Here is a 16819-nt window from a genome sequence, read left to right as displayed (position 1 = left end):
CATGGAGCCATCATGAGGAAGTCACCGAAGTTTTCGCCCGAGGTTCGGGAGCGCGCCGTGCGCATGGTGTTCGAGCACCGCGCCGAGTACCCGTCCCAGCGGGCAGCCGTCGAATCCATCGCCGGCAAGATCGGCTGCGTGCCCCAGACCCTGCTCAAGTGGGTGCAGCAGCATGAGCTCGACGCCGGCCAGCGCACGGGCGTCTCAACGACCGAGGTCCAGCGCATCAAGGAGTTGGAGCGCGAGGTGCGCGAACTGCGCAAGGCCAACGAGATCTTGAAGCTGGCCAGCACGTTTTTTGCCCAGGCGGAGCTCGACCGCCGCATCAAGTCTTGAGGGACTTCGTCGACCGGCATCGCCACGCCCTGGGGGTCGAGTCGATCTGCCGCACCCTGCAGATTGCCCCAGCGGCATACCGGCGCCACGCGGCGCGCCAGCGCAATCCAGCCATGCGCTCTACGCGCGCCCAGCGCGATGCTGCCTTGGCGCCCGAGATCAAGCGCGTTTGGCAGAGCAATTTGCTGGTGTATGGTGCCGACAAGGTCTGGCGCCAACTCAATCGCGAAGGCCAGACGGTGGCGCGCTGCACCGTCGAACAGCTCATGGGTCTGCAAGGCCTACAGGGCGCACGCCGGAGCAAACGCCAGCGCACCACCGTGCCCGACCCCAAGGCGCCATGTCCGCAGGACCGGGTCAATCGGCAATTCAAGGCCCAGCGGCCCAATCAGCCCTGGGTCTCGGATTTCACCTACGTTTCCACCTGGCAGGGCTGGGTCTATGTGGCCTTCGTGGTGGACGTGTTCAGCCGTCGCATCGTGGGCTGGCGCCAGAGCAGTTCGATGCACACCGAGTTCGTGCTCGATGCGCTGGAGCAGTCGCTGTACGACCGTAAGCCCGGCCAGGAGGATGGGTTGGTGCACCACTCCGACAGGGGTTCGCAAGGCGGATTCAACCGGTCGTTGCAACACTGGTTGGTGCGACTGATCGTAGGTACTCGTTCAGGACCTCTGCCGGAGTCTTCCAGTCCAGCGTTTTCCTTGGCCTGCTGTTGAGCGCATTCGCGACGGCTTGGATCTCTTGCTCACTCCACCGGGACAGGTCGGTCCCCTTCGGGAAGTACTGGCGCAGGAGCCCATTCGTGTTCTCGTTCGTACCGCGCTGCCATGGGCTTCGGGGGTCGGCAAAGATTACGTCAACGCCAGACTCGACGGTAAACCGTGCGTGATCTGACAGCTCCTTACCGCGATCCCAAGTGAGCGATCTCCATAGCTGCGCAGGCAGAGTCGTCACCGTTTGTTTGAGCGCGTTGGCCATCGTGACGGCGCCATAGCCTGCCAAAGCTGGCCCGTTCTTCGTTCGTGGAGTCACGCCATAGCCCTCCTCGCGGGGCAGATGCACCAGGATCGTGAACCGGCTCGAACGCTCCACCAGAGTCCCGATTGCAGAGCGGTTCAAACCAATGATCAGGTCGCCCTCCCAATGCCCCGGGACGGCGCGATCTTCCACCTCTGCCGGTCGGTTGGAAATCATCACATCCTCACTGACATGGACCCAGGCCTTGGCCTGCGATCTGGCTCGCGGAACCCGTGGTGCCCGGCCCGTTCTCAGGCAGCTCACCAGTTCGCGCTTCAGCGCCCCACGGCCTTGGATGTACAGAGCTTGGTAGATAGCCTCGTGGGATATCCGCATCAACTCATCACCCGGGAAGTCGATCTTTAGCCGGCGAGATATCTGCTCCGGCGACCACCCGTTTACCCATTTGCGATCCCCACGGTGAGGCTTGTTGCGTCCTATGAAGGGCGCCTGTTGCGGACCCTCTATCGCACGCCCATCGGCATCGCGGACCTTCCCTTCAAGGCGGTCCTGAACGTAGCCACGCAGTTGAGGATGAGTCACCAGCTTGGCCGACTTCGGTCGTCGTGCCATCCAATCCGCCTTCCACTGCGCGACTGTGGCTCGGTACTCAAGGCGGCCACTTCGGGTTGCAGTATTTCGGGTCAGCTCTCGAGCGACCGTCGATGGGCTTCGTCCGATGCGGCGTGCGATCTCGCGCACACCGACGTCCTGGGCGTTCAGCAGTGCGATCTCCTCACGCTCCTCGAACGACAGGAATCTACTAGAAACCGACTTGGACATGAACAGTGGCATGCCGCCACGATGACGGAACCAGCGCGATCCGACGGCCTGCGAGACGCCACTGGGTTCGGCCGCCTTCTCGCTGGTGATCCCTGTCGCTATGTGCCGCCAGAATTGCCGCTCCGTCTCACGCCGCAGTGATGGCGCGCCTGGCGAACGCATGGACTCTCGCCAGGTTGCGTTCTGGATTCGACTTGAGGGGCGCTCCATAGACACCTCCTTGGTAAGGGGTGTTGCGACGACCGGTTGAATCCGCCGACCAAGCAGGCGGTTGAACTGGCCACACTGGAATGGGTGGCCTGGTTCAACAACCACCGGTTGATGGCGCCCTTGGGGTATCTGCCGCCGGCCGAGCTCGAAGCCAACTACCATCGCCGCCGCGAGGGTCAGGCCGTGATGGTCCGACTTAAGCCAATTGGCCTCCGCGACACCCGGGGCGGTTCACTCTCCTCAACCTCCACGAACCTATGCGCTAGAGCAGCGGAAAATGCTCTTGAGCGCCGGCGAGCTCGCGCGAGCCGCTCGTCACCTTCGCCCCACCCCACTCCACCACACCTATCGCATGATTCGAGACACCCTTCTTTACCTCGGAGTGCGAGCATTAAATGGGATCATGGCCTTAAGCACTTTGGCCATCATGACTCGTGTCCTTAGTCCGTCAGAATACGGGCAGTATGCGCTCGGGGTGAGCGTCGTTTCATCCGGCGGCGCTGTGTTGCTGCAGTGGCTCAGCACAGCCTACTCGCGCTTCCATAGCGACCAAGAGGGGCGGGCCGACTCTGCACTGGTGTCAACCACGTTGCAGATCTGGCGCGCACTAGCCTTAGCTCTGGGCGTGCTTGCCTCAATAGCAGCAGCGTTTGGTCCGCACCTGGGCGTTTCGCCCACCTACGTGCTGGCCGTGGGCGCAGGCATAGTGACCATGAGTTTGTTTACCCTTCAGCTGCAGTTCGCATCGGCACGCGCCGAGCCCCTGCGCTATGGTCGCTTGACAGTCATCAGGGGAGCCAGCTTCATTGGGTTGGCTGCGCCAATTTGCTACCTCTTTCCCGACGCCACGCTGGCGATGCTGGCCTTTGCGCTGGCCGCCTTTCTGGCCTGTCTCCTAAGCGGGCTGCCGGCATGGCCACGCGCACCCATAAATGGTGGACTGGCTCGGCAGCTGTTCTCTTACGGCACACCGCAGATGCTCACTTTCTTCTGCATCGCGCTGCTGGATACCGGCGACCGCTTCATCATCGCATCCTGGCACGGTACAGCTGCGGTCGCCGCTTATGCCGCCGGCAGCGATCTCGGCCAACAGACCCTGGGCGTGCTCCTAGGTGTCGTTTATCTCAGTGGCTTCTCACGGGCGGTGCGTGCCTGGGAGCAAGAAGAGCACAGCAACGTCAAACAAATCTTGCAAACCATGGCCACGGCGCAGCTCATGATGGCTGGCGCCGCCTGCGCTGTGGTGTTCGGATTGGCGCCCTCACTGGCATCGCTGGTCTTCGGTGGCAATCTGGCAGCACAGGCCGCCTTGATCATGCCCTGGATTGCGCTGGCCACTGCATTGGCAGCGATTCGCGGCTACCTGCTCGACATTCCTTTTCAGTTGCAAAAGCGACCCGGCATTCCCTTACGAATAATCGCGTTCATGGCCCTGCTGAATTGGAGCGGCAATCTTTATCTAGTGCCCAACTACGGTGCGCTCGGCGCCGCCAAGGTGGCTGCGTTTGTCATGTTGGTGGGTTTACTGATCAGCTACGGGTTGGGTCGGAAGGCAGGGCTAACACCCGCTTTGGGCCTCGATGCACTAAAAGTGCTGGTCTGTACGGCAGTGACTACACAGATGCACGAGGTAGTGAGCCCTGCACAGGCGCCGACATTAGGCTTCTTGAGCCTCACTGTGCAGGCCATCGCTGGCTGCCTGCTATTCGTATTACTAGCTTTGCTCCTAAACGTCGGGCAGTTGCGGCGCCAAGTTTTCGACAGACTGCAGCGACGCATGCTCTGACGAGCCCACCGATCCGCGAGCCCCACCCCTCCACTCCCGGACCATGACCAACACCCAACGCCACGCCCCTGATCCCATGGATGCCACGCATAGCCCGGCTCCGCTGTTCACAGTCTTCACCGCAACTTTCAATCGCGCCCATACCCTGCATCGCGTGCATGACAGCCTGTGCAAACAAACGCTAAAGGATTTTGAGTGGCTGATCGTCGACGACGGATCCACCGATGGCACCGAGGACCTAGTCCGGAGCTGGATCGAGCATCAGTCTTTTCCGATTCGTTACATTCGCCAAGTGAACCAAGGAAAGCACTTCGCCTATAACCGTGGCGTCGAGGAGGCAAATGGAGAGCTCTTCCTTGCACTTGATTCAGATGACACATGCAGCCCCTACGCACTCGCACGCTTCCATCATCATTGGCTTAGCATTCCCGCAGCGCAACGACCGTCTTTCTCGGGTGTCACCTGCCTCTGCCAAGATCAACAGGGGCGAGCGCTGGGAGGTCCCCTGCCTGAAGCTTTCATAGACGGGCCGCCTTTCGAAGTGATTTCACGACTACGCCGCGAAGGCGAAATGTGGGGGTTCCATCGGACCGACGTATTGCGTCAGTTCCGCTTCCCAGAGATCCCAAGCGAGCGATTCGTTCCCGAGGGTCTAGTGTGGAACCGAATCGGCCGCCGATATCAGATTCGTTTCGTCAACGAATCCTTGCGCCACTACTTCAGTTCATCCGATGGGCTCAGCGCCAAGATGGTTGCGATTCGGCGCCAAAGCCCGACTGCGACCTTGATGTATTACATAGAAGTCCTGGACCTGCCAATCAGCATGCGCGATCGACTCAAAGCGGCGGCCAATCTCTGGCGATTCGGTCTGTTGTCCGCAAAATCAAATGCGGTTTGCAGCGCAACCCTACGCCATCCGTTGCTCATGCTGCTGGGCTGCGTCCCGGGCCTAGCGCTGATACTCGCGCGACGCTGAGCTGTTCGGCGTGGCTCGCTGACCGCAACCCTGCAGCGGCCATGGGAGAATGTCACCCTTTCTCGATACTCCCTTTTGCAGACCAGGAATAGCCGGACCGGCGCCTCCTGCGATCCTCTTCATCGACCCGAATGGCGTTTGTTGGACTCGGCATCTTCCTGATAGCACTTTTGACGTGGCGCGTAACGCGCAGCGTCCTGCATCCCGGCGTCAGTTTCCCGGCGGTCTGGGCTTTCACCCTGATCCTGATCGAAGTCGCGCAACCATTTGGCTACTTCCCGGTCCACTTGCCGGCTCTGGTGCTGTTCCTCACAGGCAGCTTATTCTTCTCCGTTGGGGCATGGCTGGGAGGAAGAGTAGCGCGCTGTGAGCAACCCTTTCCACTCACGAATCCGCTGCCGATCAGCTTAAACCTCGTAGTCGCGTTTTCTTGGCTACTTCATGCACTGATACTGCCGTTGTGGTGGCAAGAGGTTTATGCGATCACTGAAGGCGCGGAGGACATGTTCGCCTTCGCTTATCAACTACGCATCAAGAGCGTATACGACGCAGTGACGGTCGGCAGCCTGGTGGGCAACTATCTGGTGGTCGGCCTAATCTTGACGCCGGTGCTCGCCATCGGAGTGCTGCGCAAACAAATCAGCTTCAAGACTGTTGCCCTGGTCTGCCTGCCTTGGGTAGTCACCAATCTCCTGACCAACGGACGTGCCGCCCTCGTCCAGCTCACTCTGGTTCTGCTATACCTGCGACTCCTCCACAACCCCGGTCTGCCTGTATTAGCCATCGTCAAACTACTACTCCTACTCACACTGTTGTTCGGCGCAGGAGCGGTACTCGTCGGGAAAGGTGGCATCGCCAGTAGCTCCGATTTAGGAGACATCCCAGAACTGATCATGCTGAACTTGTTCGACTACGCTCTGCAAGGCCCGATCCTGTTCTCAGCGTATTTCGAGAACCCCCATCTGATCAACCCAACATGGGACCCGTTTCGCGTGATCTGCTCGGCGCTGCAATCGCCGAGCTGGTGCGAGGTCGGCCAACTGCATCAAGACTTCCTCTACTTTGGAGTTGGTGACCGGGTCGGTAATGTCTACTCGATTTTCTTCTCGTTGTTTCCGAGCTATGGCCTAGCCGGCACCCTGGGCCTTCTCAGCGCGTACGGAGCTTGGTCGGCCTTCCACCACCGTCGCGCTACTCAGGGGCGCTCGCTATTCCATATTCTTGCGGCGGCGCATCTCTTCTCGGCCGCCGTCTTGTCGATCTTCCTGGACGGTTTCCTCGCTCAACTAAACTTCTTTGTCAAAGTGGCTTTTGTGTGCTGGTTGTTGCCCCGAGTGTTCGTCCCAACATCTCGCGGAACGCCAGCTGGCCAGCAAGCCCAGTGACCGCGCACGCCCCCACACTCATCGGCTTGACGCAAGGCTTGCTAACACCAAGCACACGCTTTAGATGGAGCCAACACCTTCCGCAGTTGCGAGCGAGCGGCCTGCGCGTCGAGGAGTTGCATGCGGGCTTCGGCGCCTATCCGCCGAGCGCCAAGTGGCAACGGCCGTTCTGGGGGGCGGCAGCGATTGCTGAGTCCACTTGGCGAGCGCTGGAGGTCAACCGCCGCGCCGACCTGTGCTTCCTCCAGCGCAATCTACTGTCCACGCTCCACACATCAGAGCGGCTACTACGTCGTCCCTTCCTATTCGACGTTGACGACGCCATCTTTCTCGGACCACGTGGGGGCAGCGCCCTCGCGGTCGCACGTCGGGCTTCACTCATCATTTGTGGTAATCGATTCCTGGCAGATCACTTTGCCAACTGCGGACCGGTCGCACTCCTACCGACGGCCGTTGATACAGACCACTTCCATCCACGTCGCCACGCCTCAAGCGGCCGTCCGACCATTGGATGGTCGGGCTCCTCGAGCGGCTTCGGCTATTTGTACGACATCGAACCTGCATTAGGTGCGGTACTGCAGCGCCTTCCTGAAGCGCGCCTGCTGATCGTCTCGGACCAACCGCCTTCTTTCCGAAGTCTGCCGGCGGCTCAGGTCGAGTTCCGTGCCTGGACCGCAGCCAGCGAGGCCAAGGTGCTGCATGAATTCAGCGTCGGCATCATGCCGCTCGAAGACAGCGCATGGGCGCGAGGCAAGTGCAGCTTCAAAATGCTGACCTACATGGCCAGCGGCTTGCCTTGTGTGGTCGCGCCAGTCGGCATGAACGCCGAAGTGCTGGCGCTGGGCGAACTGGGCTTGGCTGCCCGCAGCCTAGACGATTGGACCGATGCACTGCTCACTCTGCTGTGCAACGAGACCCTGGCAGCACGTTTAGGCACCGAGGGGCGAGCGGTAGCGGAGAGCAAATTCTCCAGAGATCGAGTCGGCCAACAGTTGATTGAACTAATACATCGCGTTCTCAACAAGGCCTGCTAAGTTGGCATCCTTACGCGTTCTCCATTTGATCTCCGGTCTCGGCCAAGGCGGGGCTGAGACCGCCATGGAGCGTCTGATCCTCACAAGCTGCGCAGACAGCCCTTGGGTAAATCACGAGGTAGTGTCTTTGGGCGGATTGGGTGTCATCGGACCGCGACTGCAGCAGGCGGGGATCAGCGTTCACTGCCTGAGCCTGGACCGCCTCCCCTGGCAGCTATCCACCTGGTGGAGCCTGTGGCGGCTGCTTCGCCAGGAGCGAGCTACGACCGTTGTTCAAACCTGGATGTACCACGCCGACCTGCTCGGAGGTCTGCTGGCCAGACTGGCCGGGCAAAAGCGTGTAGTCTGGAACGTGCGGCAGACGGGGCTGAGCGCGGCCGACATTTCCGCCCGAACCCGTTGCCTGGTTCGTTGCGCAGCCTGGCTGTCAAATTGGCTTCCACGCATGATCGTCACCAATGCAAAGGCAGCCATCGACGTGCATGTCAACGTTGGCTATGCAAGTTCGCGCTTCACTGTGATCCCCAATGGATTCGACACCAACGCGTTCAAACGCTCAGATCCAGCGCGCAGGCAATGGCGCAGGTCTCTCGGCTTGACCGATGCCGAGTTCCTTATCGGACTGGTAGCCCGCCTAGATCCCCAAAAGGATCACTCGACCTTTCTCCGCATGGCGGCCCTGGTCGCCAAGGCCATGCCACAGGCGCGATTCCTTCTTGCCGGACGCGGCGTCCTAGAGGACGCTGAATTGACTCTGTCGATCTCTGAGCTAGGCCTGAATGGCCGAATGCTCCGTCTAGATCAGCAATCCGATGTGGCTTCACTGATGTCGGCGCTCGATTTGTTCTGCCTATCCTCGCGCGCCGAAGGATTCCCGAATGTACTGGGCGAAGCCATGGCCTGCGAAATTCCCTGCGTGAGCACACGGTGCGGTGATAGTGCGCAGCTCATACAGGACGGCGCCCGCCTCGCACCCATAGAGGACGCCTCAGCCTTAGCAAATTGTGTATTGAGCGTTGCCGCCATGCCCCCAGAGGCCCGGCACGCACTCGGTCAAGCTCAGCGCCAACGCATCAAAGCCGAATTCGCCCTGCCCGATGTGTGGCAGCGTTATCTAGAGCTCTACCAATCCCTGTGCAAGTCGTGAAAGCAAGCCTACCATGTGTGGCCTGACCGGATTCCTGACCCAGGCCATAGCGCCACAAGAGGAAATGCTGGCAAAGCTCCAGCGCATGAGCGATGCCCTAGTCCATCGTGGGCCCGACAGCGCTGGCGCCTGGTTTGAGCAGGGCGTGGCCCTGGGCCATCGCCGCCTTGCCATCGTCGACCTTTCCCCAGCCGGCCATCAGCCCATGGCGTCGGCCTGCGGGCGCTATGTGTTGGCCTTCAACGGCGAGATATACAACCACCTGGCGCTGCGACAAGAGTTAGAGCCCCAGTCTTGGCGCGGCCACTCTGACACCGAAACCATCTTGGCTGCGTTGAGTGCCTGGGGATTCGAGGCCACGCTGGCACGCATGGTCGGTATGTTCGCGCTTGCGGTCTGGGACCGCCAGCAGCGCCGCCTGTTGCTGGCGCGCGACCGAATGGGTGAGAAGCCGCTCTACTACGGCCGGCTGCCATGCGGCGACTTTGTGTTTGCTTCCGAGCTCAAGGCCTTGCGCGCCCACCCTCGCTGGCAGGGCGAGGTCGACCGCGGGGCACTGGCCCTTTACATGCGGCACAACGCGGTGCCAGGCGAGCATTCCATCTTCCAAGGCGTTCGCAAGCTGAGACCCGGCCATTGGCTCACCGTGGGGCAAGATGGCAGCGAGGTTTGCCAAACCTACTGGGACCTCGGCCGCATCGCCAGCCATCCATCAAGCTTGACGCTCGATCCGCAACAGGCCGTCGACCGACTGGAAGCATTGCTGACCGACGCCATCCGCGACCAGATGATCGCCGATGTCCCCCTGGGCGCCTTCCTCTCTGGCGGTGTGGATTCATCGACCATCGTTGCGCTCATGCAGCGCATCGGCAACCGCCCAGTCCGCACCTTCTCGATTGGCTTCGAGCAGCCCGGACTCAACGAGGCCGAGCACGCCAAAGCCGTCGCTCGCCATCTCGGAACCGAACACACTGAACTCTATGTCAGCGCCCAGGACGCGCTGGACGTCATTCCGCGTCTGCCGCAAATCTATGATGAGCCCTTTGCAGACTCTTCGCAAATTCCCACACATCTGGTAGCGCGCCTGGCACGGCAGCACGTGACTGTGGCCTTATCCGGCGATGGCGGCGACGAGCTGTTTGCCGGCTACAACCGCTACCTGCTGGCACAGCGGATCTGGCACCATCTGGACCGCATCCCACTGGGCCTGCGCCGTCTGCTAGCGCGTGGTGTGCTGGCTGCTTCGCCTGGTGCCTGGGATCAAGTGATAAAGCTGTTGCCCCAGTTGCGCCACCATGTCAATCCTGGCGATAAGCTGCACAAATTCGCCGACAACGTTTTGACCGTCACGAACCCGCAGCAGATGTACCGTGCGCTGGTCTCGCATTGGGCGAATCCCAGCCAAGTAGTACTCGGCGCACGAGAATCCAGCTCCTTGCTCGAACCCGGTCGCATTCCCAGCCTAACGCAGGCCGTCGACCAAATGGCCCTGACCGACCAATTGACCTATTTGCCCGATGACATCCTGGTCAAGGTTGATCGCGCGGCGATGGCGGTCAGCTTGGAGACCCGTGTGCCATTGCTCGATCATCGGGTCGTGGAATTCGCGTGGCAGCTGCCCCTGTCCTTCAAGCTGCGCCATGGCCAGACAAAATGGCTGCTGCGACAGCTGCTCTATCGGCATGTGCCGCAGGCTTTGATCGACCGACCCAAGCAGGGTTTCGCAGTGCCACTTGACCAATGGTTGCGGGGCCCACTGCGCGACTGGGCGCAGGCCTTGCTGGATCCGCGGCGCCTGCGCCACGCCGGTTTTTTGGATGCTGAGCTGGTGCAGCAGCGCTGGCAGGAGCACTTGCGCGGTCGGCGTAATTGGCAGTACCTGTTGTGGGACGTTTTGATGTTTGAAGCCTGGCGTGATTCGCTCTGATACTTCCGGTCGCTGGACAGGTGGTTCGCCGCAACCCCAAGGGGCGTGTGCGGCGGCTAGGTTGCCGAAGGATTCCCAAGCTTGAAAGTCGCCATCGTTGCCAACTCTGCCTGGTACTTGCAGAACTTCCGCCTCGGCCTGGCGCGACATCTGCTGGGGTTAGGGCACGAAGTGCTGTTCGTTTCGCCTGCCGACGGACACGAGTCCAAGCTAACGGCCCAGGGCTTCGCGTTTCAAGCTTGGCCATTGGCCAGCGCCAGCACCAACCCTTGGCGCGAAATGCATGCTGTGCGCTCACTGAGGCGCCTGCTGGATGCGCAGGCCGTCGAGGCGGTACTGTCATACACGCCCAAGGGCAATATCTACAGCGGCCTGGCACTAACAGGGCGGCGTGCTGTCTTCCTACCCAATATCTCGGGACTGGGGCGAGCCTTCATCGAACCCGGTTTGCTGACCCATGTGGTCACCCTGCTCTACCGACAGGCGCTGCAGCGCGCCCAGCGCGTAATCTTTCAGAACGAGGACGATCGGGACGCGTTTGTACAGTTCGGCATCGTCACGCACGATCGCAGCCTGCGCGTGCCGGGTTCAGGCGTGGACCTGGCGCGCTTCCAACCTCAAGCATGGCCGACCGGTCCTCGCCGCTTTCTCTTCGTTGGCCGCCTGCTGCGTGACAAGGGCGTGAATGAGTTTGTCGCGGCCGCGCGGGCGATCCGCTCACAGCGCAAGGACTGCGAGTTCGTAATGCTGGGCTCCTCGCGCTCGGGCAATCCGACGGCAGTGCCGATCTCGGAGTTGCAGACCTGGTTGCAGGCCGGCTGGGTCCAGCATATCGAACAGCTCGACGATGTACGCCCCGAGCTGGCACGCGCGCACTGTGTAGTGTTGCCCAGCTATCGCGAGGGCGTTCCGCGCAGCCTGCTTGAAGCTGCCGCCATGGCCCGCCCGGTGCTGGCAACCGATGTACCCGGTTGTCGCGATACCGTGCGGCCAGGCCGCACCGGCCTGCTGTGCGAAGCGCGGAGCGCATCAGCATTGGAGGCCGGGCTCTCCGACCTGCTGGCGATGTCTGACGCACAGCTGCAAGCCCTGGGTCAGGCAGGGCGCGCCTTCATGGAGGAGGAATTCGACGAACGCAAGGTGCTTGCCACCTATGCAGGTTTACTGAGCTCGCGGTAGCGATAGGTCGCGCAGAGCCCGCTCGGAGCCGAGTCGCGTCAAGTGACCCTCGTCCCAGTAGAGCGGCTGCTGGGCATCGTCGGTTGTAGCGCACAGGCGCTCCTCTGGGCAGAGCGCGACCCACAAATCAACAAAGCGTGCACCAGCCGCTTCAGCCCTCAGCCGCAATTGCTGGCGCAGGTGCAGCTGAGCTTCGACATGATCAGGCATCAGGTGCTTGGGTGCTCGCCCTTGCGCATCCAAGGTACCAGCCAGGCGTCCCGGCAGCCCGCCACGCCAGCGCGGCGTGTTGCCCATCACCACCAACTCGCGCACACCAGCAGCACGGACCTGATACAAGGTCGCGTCCAGGCGCTCTAGCAGCTCGGGTGTCCAACGTGCCGACAGCATCAGCACGTCCGGCGGACTGCGCTGGAGCTGCGCCAACATGTCGCGCTGCAGCTCTGCGCATTTAGACCTATCACCCGCCTTAGCCAGCAATGGCGGACAAGCCGTAGCGGCGCGCAGCACCAACTCTCCATACTGGTCCGACCGGGCCAGCAGTCCGGCGCGCAGATGTGCGGCGTAGGAGTCGCCCCACAACAGCACGCGGGGGCCGCCCTGCCCCGGCTCGGCGCAAGTCCGCCAATGTGCCGGGCCCTGCCAATAATTTAGGAAGCAACTACCGAGCCGGTACTCGTCGGCATATTCGTAGTGCAGATTGACCCATTCGCGCTGTGGGGAACTGGCGGGCCGCCAGCTGCCGTCCTGGAACTGCAGCCACAAGCTGGCCAGGAGAAGTAGCACCGCACCGTAACCGAGATGACGCAACGGCAAGATCTTGCCCTGAGCGTGGCGGCGCCACGGACGCTCGACGAAGCGCCAGCTCAGCCATGCCAGCAAACCGGCCAATGTCAGCAGAGCTGGCAGCCAGCGCTGGAGAGCCGCTTCGCCCCACCGCAAATGGGCTAGGCTCAGCAGCGGTTGATGCCATAGATAGAGGCTGTAGGAGATCAGCCCAATGCCCACCAATGGCCGGCTTGCCAGCCATTGCGGTCCTGCCGCGACGCGGCCCGCCTGCAGCAGCAAGGCCGCCCCCGATACGGCGGTCAATTGCGGCCCGAGCGCCAGTATCGGGGCCAGAAGGTGCGGCCATCCCAGTGCCAGCGCCAACGCAACCAAGCCCAGTACCTGCAGCCATCGGCCCTGGCTCACCATGGTGGTGTCGCGCTGGTGCCAGACCGCCAATGTCACCCCAGCCATTAGCTGCCAGGCCCGCGTTGGCAGGACATAAAAACTGGCTGTCGGGAAGACTTGCTGCGCCCAAGCAGCGAAGCCCAATAGCCCCAACAGCACCACAATGGCCAAACGCAGGGCTTGGCCTGGCCGGCGCCACAACCACCAAAGTCCCAGTGGGAAGAGCAGATAGAACTGCTCCTCGACCGCCAAGCTCCAAGTGTGCAGCAGCGGCTGCTGAGCCGCCGACTGTGCGAAGTAGTCGGACTGGCGCCAAAAGTAGAGGTTGGATACCCATAGCAGGGTGGCAGTCAGGCTTTGCGCAAACAGCTTGAGTTCACGCGGGTGCAGCACGCAGGCACCCAGCAGCAGGCTCACGATCAGCACTAGCAGCAAGGCCGGCACGATTCGGCGCACACGCCGCCCGTAGAAGTCCCCCCAGCGAAAACTCCCGGCCGCCCTTTCGCGCAAGGCTATACCGGTCAGCAAGTAGCCGCTGATAACAAAAAAAATGTCGACACCCAGGTAGCCGCCGGGCAGGGCCGCGGGATAGGCGTGGAAGAGCAACACTGCCAGCACTGCGATAGCGCGCAGGCCATCGATATCTGCTCGGTAGCCGGCATGGGCCGATGGTTCCCCCGCGGCGTTCACACGAGCTTGCGATACAGGGCCAGAGTGCCTTCGCGCATCGCTGCGATGTCAAAGCGCGCACGCACCCAGGCGCGTGCCGCCGCTCCCATGCGCTCGCGAAGGCCCGCGTCGCGCGCCAGCGTGTCAAGCGCGTCGGCCAGCGCAGCCTCGTCGCGCGGGGGCGCTATAAGGCTTGTCTCGCCGGCACGGTTCAGAAAGTTGACGCCATTCCGCAGATCGCAGACAACGGTCGGCTTGCCGCAGGCCATCGCCTCCGCGCTGGCGATGCCAAAGGCCTCTGCGCGCTCGATCGAGGGCAGGCAGAACAGATCGCATTGGCGCAGTGCCGTGACCAGAGCGGCGCGGTCAACCTCGCCCATGAAACGCACCCGCGCGCCCAGGCCAAGTTCCTGGCACTGACGCTGCAAGTCCGCAAGCAGCGGGCCGGTGCCCACCATAAGCAGCACCGCATCGCTGCGCAGGCGCGCCATGGCCGCCAGCAGATGGTTGTAGCCCTTGTAATAGACATGCCGACCCACGGTCAGGATCAGAGGACGCCCCTGGACCCATTGCTGCAGCTCTGCCTGCACCCGGGTGTCACTGAGGGTGTTGTCAAGGGCGTCGAAGTCGATGCCAATGGGCACGAATTCGATTTTCTGGTCCAGACGCTCGACATGGAGCTGCGCCGAGCTCTCGTAATGATTAGGCGTAAAGACCAAGATCCGATCAGCGCGCCGCAAGGCTGCCTGCTGCACCGACCCGTAAAACCTCAAGAGCGTGCGTTGACGCACGATGTCGCTGTGCCAGGTCATCACCACCGGCAAGTCTTTGGGCGCGCGCAGGATGGCCATGTCGCCCCATGGATTGGGCGCATGCACGTGCATCAGATTCGCACGGCCTTGGCGATACTCGGTGCGCACAGCCTTCAGCATTCCGGGGCACAGCGGCACCGAGGCCACCATGCCGTAATAGGGCACCGAGATCACGCGGTAGGGCAAGCCCTCCAGCGGATGGCTTTGCCGACCGGTCGGCTCGCTCGCCACCAGGGTGGGCGCGGATTCATTCGCGATGGCCCGCAGCAAAGTGTCGACATGAGTCTCCATGCCCGCAAAAGGCGGAGGCAGGAACTTGCCGACATGCAACGGACGCAATGGGGAGGACATGGACTCTAGATTCGAATTCTGAATGGTAGGCTGGCGACCAGATGCACTCATTCGCGAGGCAGGTGGTCCATGCGAAGGGGCCTGCGCAGCAGCACGCTTGCCAGATGCGCCTCACGACTCAGCAATGCCGCATAGCGCAGCAATTGCGCCATTCTGTCTGCACGCATCAGGCGCGCCAGCAGCCGTACCATTCCATCCGCTAGGCGCAGCTTCCAGCCCAACGCGTGCAGATTAGCGGTGCGCACCCCGGCCGGCTGCGCCGGGCCGGCGTGCAGGCCGCAGCGCCGCAGCTCTCGCTGGAACGCCGACTGCGCTGCAAACGGATGCACCTCATTGACCCCTTGGCAACACAGCGCACGCCGCATCAAGGGAGTGATGGCTTGGCCGTCGTCCAGGCGCGCAAAACTGTAGTCCAGACCCTGGTACTGCCCGAGGCCCGCAGTCTGCAGCGCCTTGGCGTAATTCGCCACTAGGCCTTGTAAGACAGTACCGGCTTCGATCGCATGGCGTGTTTGATGCTTGGACAAGACGTTGGGAGTGGCCGGATTGAGCCCGCTGAAATGGAAAAACACCAAGGGCTGCCGTGCGACACGGTACTCCTCGCCCAGTCGGGTCACCTCGCGTTCGTGCAGATTCCAATAGGCCACATTGCAGCCCTTGTCACGAAGAATTCCCACGCCTTCGAAGTACGCCGGCGCGAGATCCATCCACTTCTGATCCACAAAGGTGCCGAAGCCAACGTCGTTAAAACCGAGGCCTAGGCAACGATTCTCCCACCAGCTCAGCATCGCCTGTGCCGTCGGCCCTTTTCGCAGTGCCACAAAGCCCAGGTTAAATACACCATTGCGCAGGAAATCGATATCGGAGGGACGCTCGCCATCCAAGATCGGCGCGAGCGCATGCGGCGTCAACAGCACCTCGTACTCACGCCAGGCTTCCTCCAGCGCCAGCGGCGGTGCATAGAAGCAGATGTCAGGATCGACATAAATCAGTTCCTCGCAGCCCTCTTCGAACAGGCGGCGCAAAAAGCTGGGCTTCAGAGCGGTGTTCAGTTCCAGGATGTCAAACTTAAAGGCCAGCCGCTCGAACTGGGCCAGCCCCAGGTCTTCGGCAAAGCGCGCTTTCAGGCCCAGGCTCTGCAGTTTGTGAACCAGCGCAGAGCTGCGACGCTCCACAAGCAGCAACTCGAAACGTGCTTCTGCCTGATGCAGAAGCAATGAATCTCGCAAAACCAGAGCGTGCGCTAGATAGTTAGCCGAAACTATGCTGGCATAGACCCGGCGACTCATGCCCGAGCCAGCCTAAAATTGTAAGCGTAGGCAGCAAATTCTTCTGCCAAGCCCAAGGTCCAACGATTGAGTGCCTTGGACTTGTTTCCACCGAACTCAGGCACAACTTGCATCAATTCAAACCCAGCTTGCTCAAGCATGCGTTGGGCGCTGCGGCGCGTGAAGAAGCGCAGGTGGGTTTGATCCAGGATTCCAGAGCTTCGATATCGGAACTCACCATGGAAAACCAGATCCACCAACACCGATGCATGCCGCACGTTCGGCAAGGCGACCAATAGCTGCCCGTTCGGGCCGAGCCAATTAAGAGATTTGGCCAAGATGGCAGAAGGATCTTCGAAATGCTCTAGCACATGACTAAGGATAATGAGATCAAATCCCGCCGCAGCGAAGGCCTCATTCGGCAAGAGACGCACATCTGCCAATATCACTCTGTCTAAGCAAGACGCAGCAATGGCTGCAGCGTCTGCGCGTGCTTCTACGCCGACGGTGTGGCATGAGGGCCATCGCTTCTTCGCCTCGCTCAAGTTGGCACCTGCCCCGCACCCGATCTCCAGGATCCGCTGGGGGCACGTGTTTGCCGCGAGATTCAACAGTTCGTAGCGTGCCTTTTGGTAGTAGCCCACATACTCCGGCGTATCAAGAACGATCTCATTGTTAAGCATCAGGTTGCTGCGAAATGGGTGAATGGCATAAGCGCCCACCATTGAAGGACTTTTTGCAAGACCCGCCCCCGACACAGAAC

General features: G+C 61.5%; 12 protein-coding genes, 1 pseudogene and 1 other annotated feature. Of the genes and pseudogenes, 8 read left to right on the top strand and 5 right to left on the bottom strand.

Annotated features, from left to right (window positions below):
• Positions 1-12: 12 nt before the first annotated feature.
• Positions 13-941 (top strand): annotated as a pseudogene (locus FF090_RS05960) (IS3 family transposase); the annotation flags it as partial.
• Positions 291-407: a sequence feature (AL1L pseudoknot), on the top strand. Its footprint overlaps the pseudogene before it by 117 nt.
• 7 nt (positions 942-948) lie before the next feature.
• On the opposite strand, the gene FF090_RS05955 reads toward FF090_RS05960, so the two are convergent.
• Positions 949-2346 (bottom strand): IS30 family transposase, encoded by a 1398-nt coding sequence (locus FF090_RS05955; protein WP_175423551.1) that lies wholly within the window; start codon positions 2344-2346, stop codon positions 949-951.
• A gap of 352 nt (positions 2347-2698) precedes the next feature.
• Between FF090_RS05955 and FF090_RS05950 the strand changes: the two genes are divergently transcribed.
• From FF090_RS05950 to FF090_RS05920, 7 genes are all read left to right on the top strand, one after another.
• The gene (locus FF090_RS05950; RefSeq protein ID WP_175423550.1) at positions 2699-4132 is read left to right on the top strand and encodes a lipopolysaccharide biosynthesis protein; all 1434 of its coding nucleotides are present in this window, start codon (positions 2699-2701) and stop codon (positions 4130-4132) included.
• Between the two features lie 43 nt (positions 4133-4175).
• Positions 4176-5108 (top strand): glycosyltransferase family 2 protein, encoded by a 933-nt coding sequence (locus FF090_RS05945; protein ID WP_217503026.1) that lies wholly within the window; start codon positions 4176-4178, stop codon positions 5106-5108.
• 131 nt (positions 5109-5239) lie between these two features.
• Positions 5240-6493 carry an O-antigen polymerase gene (locus tag FF090_RS05940; RefSeq protein WP_138855859.1) on the top strand — a complete coding sequence of 418 codons (1254 nt, stop codon included), beginning with the start codon at positions 5240-5242 and terminating at the stop codon, positions 6491-6493.
• Between the two features lie 26 nt (positions 6494-6519).
• A complete protein-coding gene (locus tag FF090_RS05935) occupies positions 6520-7527 on the top strand; it encodes a glycosyltransferase family 4 protein (protein WP_175423549.1) in 1008 nt (335 codons plus the stop codon).
• A gap of 64 nt (positions 7528-7591) precedes the next feature.
• Positions 7592-8674 carry a glycosyltransferase gene (locus FF090_RS05930; protein WP_138855857.1) on the top strand — a complete coding sequence of 361 codons (1083 nt, stop codon included), beginning with the start codon at positions 7592-7594 and terminating at the stop codon, positions 8672-8674.
• 13 nt (positions 8675-8687) lie between these two features.
• On the top strand, positions 8688-10601 hold the full coding sequence (asnB, locus tag FF090_RS05925; protein ID WP_138855856.1) for an asparagine synthase (glutamine-hydrolyzing): 1914 nt from the start codon (positions 8688-8690) through the stop codon (positions 10599-10601).
• An 81-nt stretch (positions 10602-10682) separates the two neighbouring features.
• Positions 10683-11780 carry a glycosyltransferase family 4 protein gene (locus FF090_RS05920; RefSeq protein ID WP_138855855.1) on the top strand — a complete coding sequence of 366 codons (1098 nt, stop codon included), beginning with the start codon at positions 10683-10685 and terminating at the stop codon, positions 11778-11780.
• Here FF090_RS05920 and FF090_RS05915 read toward each other — a convergent pair.
• The 4 genes from FF090_RS05915 to FF090_RS05900 form a co-directional block, all read right to left on the bottom strand.
• A complete protein-coding gene (locus FF090_RS05915) occupies positions 11763-13646 on the bottom strand; it encodes an acyltransferase family protein (protein ID WP_138855854.1) in 1884 nt (627 codons plus the stop codon). The genes FF090_RS05920 and FF090_RS05915 overlap by 18 nt on opposite strands.
• Entirely contained in the window at positions 13643-14788 is a 1146-nt protein-coding gene (locus FF090_RS05910; protein WP_175423548.1) for a glycosyltransferase, read from the bottom strand. Before FF090_RS05910 ends, FF090_RS05915 begins: the two co-directional genes overlap by 4 nt.
• Before the next feature lie 47 nt (positions 14789-14835).
• Entirely contained in the window at positions 14836-16005 is a 1170-nt protein-coding gene (locus FF090_RS05905) for a group 1 glycosyl transferase (protein WP_138855852.1), read from the bottom strand.
• A gap of 68 nt (positions 16006-16073) precedes the next feature.
• Positions 16074-16781, bottom strand: coding sequence for a class I SAM-dependent methyltransferase (locus FF090_RS05900; protein ID WP_138855851.1), 708 nt, complete (start codon positions 16779-16781; stop codon positions 16074-16076).
• Positions 16782-16819 lie beyond the last annotated feature (38 nt).

It is taken from the genome of Inhella inkyongensis (assembly GCF_005952805.1).
GTDB lineage: Bacteria > Pseudomonadota > Gammaproteobacteria > Burkholderiales > Burkholderiaceae_C > Inhella > Inhella inkyongensis.
This window is presented reverse-complemented; position numbering and strand designations above follow the sequence as displayed.

What these genes read in the sequence shown, in the direction of transcription:
- FF090_RS05955 (WP_175423551.1), bottom strand. Translation starts at nt 2,346, where the DNA reads ATGGAGCGCCCCTCAAGTCGAATCCAGAACGCAACCTGGCGAGAGTCC.
- FF090_RS05950 (WP_175423550.1), top strand. Translation starts at nt 2,699, where the DNA reads ATGATTCGAGACACCCTTCTTTACCTCGGAGTGCGAGCATTAAATGGG.
- FF090_RS05945 (WP_217503026.1), top strand. Translation starts at nt 4,176, where the DNA reads ATGACCAACACCCAACGCCACGCCCCTGATCCCATGGATGCCACGCAT.
- FF090_RS05940 (WP_138855859.1), top strand. Translation starts at nt 5,240, where the DNA reads ATGGCGTTTGTTGGACTCGGCATCTTCCTGATAGCACTTTTGACGTGG.
- FF090_RS05930 (WP_138855857.1), top strand. Translation starts at nt 7,592, where the DNA reads ATGGAGCGTCTGATCCTCACAAGCTGCGCAGACAGCCCTTGGGTAAAT.
- asnB (WP_138855856.1), top strand. Translation starts at nt 8,688, where the DNA reads ATGTGTGGCCTGACCGGATTCCTGACCCAGGCCATAGCGCCACAAGAG.
- FF090_RS05910 (WP_175423548.1), bottom strand. Translation starts at nt 14,788, where the DNA reads ATGTCCTCCCCATTGCGTCCGTTGCATGTCGGCAAGTTCCTGCCTCCG.
- FF090_RS05900 (WP_138855851.1), bottom strand. Translation starts at nt 16,781, where the DNA reads ATGGTGGGCGCTTATGCCATTCACCCATTTCGCAGCAACCTGATGCTT.